Genomic DNA, 7,182 nt, shown 5'->3' on the forward strand with positions numbered 1-7,182 from the left:
ACGTCGATGGAAACCACGACAATTGGAAATCTAAGAACTTACTAGCAGTACATCAAAGCTGCCACCAACAGATACACTGAAGCAAAGCGAAAGCTAAGGATATCTAGGAGCCGAGTGAGGGGAAACCTTCACGCTCGGTTCTGAAGGAGAGGTGCTCCCCATAATAGAGGACATCGACTCTAACACAGGCTGATTGCAATGCTGCCAAGAACATCCTTGCTCGCGGTACCGACAAGGAAATAACTCGGTACATGAATAAAACCGAGGTTCAAGCAGTGTTGTTGCGTCGTACCGCGCGTTTCTTGAAAGGGATGGGGCTTAGCCTGCTAGATGCAGTCGAGCTTGGTTGGCTTGATTGTAAGCATACCTTGGCTAAGGCTTTCAAGCAACTCCTCAACGGGATTTGAGGAATGCCTAGAAAGACGGGTGGAAGGTTCAACTCCAATTACTGTATAACCACCCCTCACTCAGGCAACAATACATTGCACCTTGACCGTTTTGTACGGGTTTATCCCGATTAATTACGGTTTAAGAGTATCCCAATCCACCTCAGCCAAATCCATAGTTTGGTTAATTGTTCGCATCCTATTTCGACGAGCCCATTAGTAAACTATTATAACTGGAGACCGCAAGTCAATATGTCTTTCACTGCTAGTGTCATTTCAGCAAAAGAATGGGGAGCTAAACCCCCAAAAAAATGGCCAGATACCACTCGACCACGATATATTATTATTCACCATACTGCTACTCCCAATGCCCCGAATGATCTATCGAAAGGAACCTTATGGGGATCCAGAAGTTTGGCTAGGAGTATTCAAAAATCCCACATGGATGGTTTTGGCTGGGATGACTCAGGTCACAACTTTTTGAATACCACCGGTGGATATTTACTCGAAGGTAGACAGAGTTCCTTATCAGCGATTAAAAAAGGACGTTCTGTCAGCTCTGCTCATGCTGGTAGTACTCTAGGTAACCAGTCACCGGGAATTGAAAATGAAGGCACCTTTATCAGCTACCGGATGAATGCCAAACAATGGAAAAGTTTGGTAGATTTATGTGTTTCGATTTGCAACACTACCAAGATTAGCCCAGACAATATTAAAGGACATCGAGACTTTTCACCAACCCAATGCCCTGGGGACTGGTTATACAGTCAATTGCCTCGGTTGCGCCGAGAAGTTCGTCAGCGCCTTGACTCATCAGTTGAAGACTATCTCAGAGAAGGAGACACTGGTCTGAAAGTCAAACAGCTACAGCAATCCCTCCAAACTAAAGGGTTTAGTCCCGGCCCAGTTGATGGCATTTTTGGTCCTGCTACCACCAAAGCAGTAATTTCCTTTCAGAAGTTTGAGGGACTCAATCCCAATGGATTAGTGGGATCAAAGACCTGGGAAGCACTGAAAAGTTCTTCTAAACCATCAGAGAAATCTCCTTCTAAACCAGGTAACCAGAACCGCAAGCCTGTGGTTATCCTGAACACCTACAAGTATTATCGTGGCTTACCTCACCAAAAACAAGCGATTGAGTGGCTACAAAAACAACTACCAAAAGAAGTCTTGGAAGAGTTTTCAGAAAGATGGCGTAACGATCAACCCTCATCTGCCTATCTTCCTTTAATTCAAGGAGCAGTTGGATCAGAAGTAGAGGAACTACAGCAGCTGCTCCAAACCCAAGGATTTTATTCTGGTGCAACGGATGGTGATTTTGGATCTCGGACAAAATCTGCTGTGATTGCTTATCAGAAAGCGAAAGGATTATATGCTGATGGGATTGTAGGTTCTATAACTTGGTCTACTTTGAATCTTGACTAATGGTAATGGGTAATTTGGAATTGGTAATTGCTAGTTTACGATGACCCATTAACCATTAATCTATACAAGAGGTGCGACCCGTGGCGAATTTAATTCGCCAAGTAAGAGCGCACCTATTAATTTTTCAAAAAACGGGAGGCTAACAAAGTAATTATTTAGCCTCCTTTCTCTAGGTATAAAAGCGGTATTTAAGCTAGGGTTTCATAACTATATACATAATTAAACGTAAGTCTATTAATAGTTACATTTGTGACGTTTATAAAAATCTTGATATTAACCGTTTACCCTTGTCTAATATAGCACTAAGCATTAAAGTTAGGATATTGATACAAGCAGCAAAAGCTGTTGTAGTCAACTTTTTCCTCTTGCCTCTTGTCTCTTGCCTTGCGCGTAGCGCTATACCTGATCTTAACAGTCAAGTTTAATTGTATATAACTACTTGAATCGAATATTTCTGATCTTATCGATCTATTCGGAAAACAGGTTGGTACTGTCGCAGACACGACCTCTGCCAGATATATGAATCAAAAGCCAGTCAAGCTAATTGAATTTGAGCAGGTGGAAGATGCATACAAAGCTCTCAAAGCGGGGCAAGTGCAGGCTCTAGTTTATGATTCACCAACGTTACTTTACCAAACGTCACAAAACGGAGAATACCAGATTGTCGGTGAGTTGTTTGCTGAACAAGACTACGGCATAGTTTTGCCTCAAGGTAGCCATTATCGCGAGCCAATCAACCGAATTATTTGGCAATTACAGGAAGACGGAGAACTGACCAACCTAGAGCAAAAGTGGTTTCCTTCTAACCAGTAAGATTAGGTATGCTTAATCACGTACAATAGGGTCGATTACATGCATAGTAATTGGTAATTGGCCATTGGTAATTGGTAATTGGTAACGTGACACAAGAGATACAACTTCAAATTGAAAAAATTGATGAAAAATCCTTGCACCTAAGGACAGTCAAGGCTTTGGGACGAGCACACGCAACCACTCTTGGTCATTTTCCTGAAGGAGCGTTTGATCAACACGCACTAAGTGGTCAAATACTTGTGGCGCTTACTCCTGAAAAAAAGTGTACCGGTTATTTGTTATACCGGAAGGTGCGTAGACATAATATCATCGTTATTGTTCATCTATGCATCGAGCCATCATGGCGTGGTAACGGTATTGCTAAGAAGCTGGTTAATTATCTAAGTCAGAATACTCAGGACTTTTACGGCATTAAACTCAAATGCCGTCGTGATTATGGATTAGAGAAAATGTGGTCTCACTTAGACTTTGTTCCTTTGGCTGAAAAACCCGGAAGGAGCAAGGATGGAAAACTACTTACCGTTTGGTGGCGGGATCACGACCATCCTACCCTATTTTCTACGGTTGCTACCCAAAAACTTGAGTCTAAATTGTGTGCAGTCATTGATACCAGCGTGTTTTTTGACTTGCAAGGAGATGAAGCTAGGTCAAAGGCCGAATCCGACTCTCTACTAGCTGATTGGTTACAACCTGACTTGGAGTTATGTATAACTAATGAAATATTTAAGGTCATCAATAGTATTGATGATAGTAAACAAAGGAATGGTAAACGCCAGTTAGCCGATACCTTTACTCAACTCCCCTACAATCAGAAAGACTTTCAAACAGCTTGTCGCGCTCTAACCAAGGTTTTGTTATCAACTCAGGTAACTATCAATAAATCTGACCTAAGTCAGTTAGCTATAGCCATAGCTTCAGATGCACCATTTTTTTTGACTCGTAATTCACAAATACTAGCGATCGCAGATGCTATCAATCAGGAATTTAACTTATCAATCCTTAGTCCTACTAGTTTAATTGTTAAGCTAGATTATCTTCACGAATATATTAACTATCAGCCTGTACGATTAGCAGGCACAGGTATCACTAGACAACGTGTTCATAAATTTGATCAAGTACGTTTTTTGAGTGAAACGTTTTTGGTTGGTGCTAAGGTAGAAAAACTTAGTAATTTTCAAGGAAGGCTGGGCTATATTATTGCTAACCCCGATAAATTTAAGTGTTATATTATTCTCCAGTCAGAAAAAAATCCCCTAGCTTTAATTGCGTATCATACTCATAAAAATAATGAGTTAAACGTGCCAATTTTTCGGGTTAGATCTGGTCCTCTTGAAGAAACCCTGGCGCGGCACTTAATTTTTTGGTTTATATCCCTGTCAGTACGTGAAAATCTGCCATTTACACGAATTACTGAACCTTATTTGGATCACACTATTCTTAGCGGTATTCAAGATGATGCATTTTTTAAAGTTAAGGATGGTTATTTAAATGCCAATCTTGCCGTTGCGGTTACGGCGACAGAATTATCAGACTATCTCACTACTTTAGCGAATCGAAGTCAAGATTATAACTTTTGCCTAAAAATTGCTGATACCCTCAAAACTGATAAATTAACCACAGCGGTAAAAACAACGCTAGACGTTGAACGCATACTGTGGCCAGCAAAAATTATTGATGCTGATCTTCCTACTATAATCATTCCTATTCAAGCAGAATGGGCAAAGGAATTATTCGATGAAGACTTAGCTAACCAGCTCCTATGGAGATCGGAAACTGATCTGGCGCTAAAACGTGAACTTGTCTATTATCGAAGCCATCGAGGTAATGGTGGCTTAAAACCAGGGGTTGTTGGTAGAATTCTTTGGTATGTAAGCTATAATAAAAAGTATTGCGGCACAGGAAAGGTAAGAGCGTGCTCTAGACTTGATGAAGTAGTCGTAAATAAACCTAAAAATCTCCATCAACAGTTTCGACGATTGGGTGTATATGAATTAGAAGATTTAATGAAGCTTACCAAAAATGATCCTAATAAAAAGCTGATGGCGCTTCGATTTAGTGATACTGAACTGTTTAAAAATCCTATAGATTTGGCGGAAATTCAAGAAATACTGGGTAAGCGTTTAACACTTCAATCACCGTTGCGGATTTATCAAGAACAATTTACAATAATATATAGAGAATGCACCCAAAATTAATCAAAATTACTCGTGTTAACAATGCCCAATGTGTTGTTATTATCAATTCGTCCTAAATATGCTAATCAATTATTCAATGGAACAAAAAAAATTGAACTTCGTCGGGTGCGTCCTCGATTAGAACCAGGGGATATTGTTGTGGTTTATGTCTCGGCTCCAGATAAGGTTTTATCGGGTTTTTTTGAAGTAGAAAACGTTATTCAAGACCGCCCGGATATCCTTTGGTATAAAGTAAAAGACAATGCTGGTATAGAAAAAAAAGATTTTAATGAGTATTATGAGGAAGCTGCTGTCGGTTATGGGATTTGCTTAAAACTCATAGAACATTTTGAGCCCCCAGTAACTTTACAAGATTTGAGAGCAAAATGGGCTAACTTTAGACCTCCACAATCTTATCATTACTTGACGACTAGTCAATTTGAGCATCTTAAGTCTATTGTAGAGGATAAAATGGCAATTATGTCAGATAATTATATCAATTAGCTAAATAGTTACTAAAAAGAGATTTTGTAATGGGTCATGGAGAATCAATAATGGATAATAGCAAGCCAATAATCAATTACTGAGAATCAATGACTAACTAACTAACAGTCTCTAATGTCTCAAACATGTTCTAATAAAAAAAATTAGGTGGATAGTATGGTGGGGGATAATAAAGCTGAATTGGTCAGTCTATTTCAGGAATTTATCAGTTCATATCCCTACACACCGGTTGGGTTAAGTCACATGGCAACCTACAAAGAGCAGCGTCGCCTTTGGTGTCGGAATTTTGAAGCAATCTCTGCTATAGTGGAGTCTGGAGAAGCTATAACAGAACCGATACTGTTTCAGCTATTCCCTGATAGAGAATTAGCGATTACGTTGAATAGTCAATATGGTGAGGGTGATGATTCATGGATACTAACTATTCCTAGAAAACGTGATAATTATTTAGAATTACGATTGCCATTAAAACTGAAATATCAGCATAAATGGATACAAAGGTTAGTAGAGCAGATTGGTTACGACATCCTTGAATTTGTTGGTTGCTGCACTAAGCATCCTAATCAGTTATCAGCAGCTTGTGATCAGTTTTCTACAGGGGAATACTCTAAAGGTTTTCCGACGGAAATGCTGACGAATCTCCTCAATGGGCTGCAACCAGATAGGTTTCTGTTAATCAATGATAATTCTCGACAGGTTATCAATTACTTTGTTAATACATCCTACGGAAAGAGACTGACAGATTATCCAGCGGCCAATGCTACAGGATTGAAGCTGATTAAAGCATTAGATAACACTATGCATCAACCGGGTGTACCAGTGCTCAGAGATAATGATTTATTCGATATGTTTTGCTACTGGTTGGTTGCGGTTAAAGGGTATAATTTTTCCGGTAAAGAGGAGGTTATCGAATTTACCTCTGATGGTTCAAGGATGGCGTTACCAGAGGACTATACGGTAAGCGACTGTGCTAAAGATACTGGTTTTGATATAGCAGAGTTAGAGGGATGGATACGTGCTATTGAACGCAAAGGACAAGGAATTTTTTACGGCCCACCAGGTACAGGTAAAACCTATAGTGCTCAAAAAATTGCTAACCATTTAATCAGTGGAAGTGATGGATTCACAGAACTTGTCCAATTCCATCCTGCCTATTCCTATGAAGACTTTATTCAAGGTATTCGTCCACAAAGTCAAAATGGGGAATTGAGATATCCTTTAGTTCCAGGCAGATTTATAGAATTCTGTAATAAAGCTGAGTCTCGGCAAGGAATTTGTGTTATAATCATCGATGAAATTAATCGTGCTAACCTCGCTAGTGTGTTTGGAGAATTATTGTATCTACTAGAGTACCGGGATCAAAAAATTCCCTTAGCTGGCAGTAATCAACTATTCAGTATCCCGAAAAATGTTCGGATCATCGGTACTATGAACACAGCAGACCGTTCTATTGCTCTAGTTGATCAGGCATTTCGCCGTCGCTTTGCATTTATTCGGCTCTATCCCAACTATGAAATCCTGAGACGATATCACCAAACAACGGATTTTCCAGTGAATGGATTGATTAAGATACTGGAACAAATAAATAATGCGATCGCAGATCCTAACTACTCCCTCGGAATCTCCTTCTTTCTCCTAGAAACTATAGCTGAGGAAATTGAAGATATCTGGCAAAGGGAAATTGAGCCATATCTAGAAGAATACTTTTTCGATCAACGAGACAAACTAGACCAATTTCGCTGGGACACTATTAAATTAAGAATTAAGAATTAAGAATTAAGAATTAAGAATTAAGAATTAAGAATTAAGAATTAAGAATTAAGAATTAAGAATTAAGAATTAAGAATTAAGAATTAAGAATTAAGAATTAAGAATTAAGA

General features: G+C 39.3%; 6 protein-coding genes. All 6 read left to right on the plus strand.

Features of this window, described 5'->3' with window-relative positions; translation table 11 throughout:
* The first annotated feature begins 251 nt into the window (after positions 1-251).
* Entirely contained in the window at positions 252-407 is a 156-nt protein-coding gene (locus tag F6K57_RS33615) for a hypothetical protein (protein WP_293072292.1), read from the plus strand.
* A 231-nt stretch (positions 408-638) separates the two neighbouring features.
* The gene (locus tag F6K57_RS33620) at positions 639-1,811 is read left to right on the plus strand and encodes an N-acetylmuramoyl-L-alanine amidase (protein ID WP_293022039.1); all 1,173 of its coding nucleotides are present in this window, start codon (positions 639-641) and stop codon (positions 1,809-1,811) included.
* A 462-nt stretch (positions 1,812-2,273) separates the two neighbouring features.
* The gene (locus F6K57_RS33625) at positions 2,274-2,624 is read left to right on the plus strand and encodes a transporter substrate-binding domain-containing protein (protein WP_364305200.1); all 351 of its coding nucleotides are present in this window, start codon (positions 2,274-2,276) and stop codon (positions 2,622-2,624) included.
* A gap of 71 nt (positions 2,625-2,695) precedes the next feature.
* Positions 2,696-4,819, plus strand: a complete 2,124-nt coding sequence (locus F6K57_RS33630; RefSeq protein WP_293072293.1) for a GNAT family N-acetyltransferase — start codon at positions 2,696-2,698, stop codon at positions 4,817-4,819.
* Positions 4,820-4,840: 21 nt separating this feature from the next.
* Positions 4,841-5,302: an ASCH domain-containing protein gene (locus F6K57_RS33635; RefSeq protein WP_293072294.1), complete on the plus strand. Its 462-nt coding sequence runs from the start codon at positions 4,841-4,843 to the stop codon at positions 5,300-5,302.
* A gap of 156 nt (positions 5,303-5,458) precedes the next feature.
* On the plus strand, positions 5,459-7,075 hold the full coding sequence (locus tag F6K57_RS33640; protein WP_293072295.1) for an AAA family ATPase: 1,617 nt from the start codon (positions 5,459-5,461) through the stop codon (positions 7,073-7,075).
* Positions 7,076-7,182 lie beyond the last annotated feature (107 nt).

Source organism: Moorena sp. SIO4A5, assembly GCF_010672005.1.
GTDB lineage: Bacteria > Cyanobacteriota > Cyanobacteriia > Cyanobacteriales > Coleofasciculaceae > Moorena.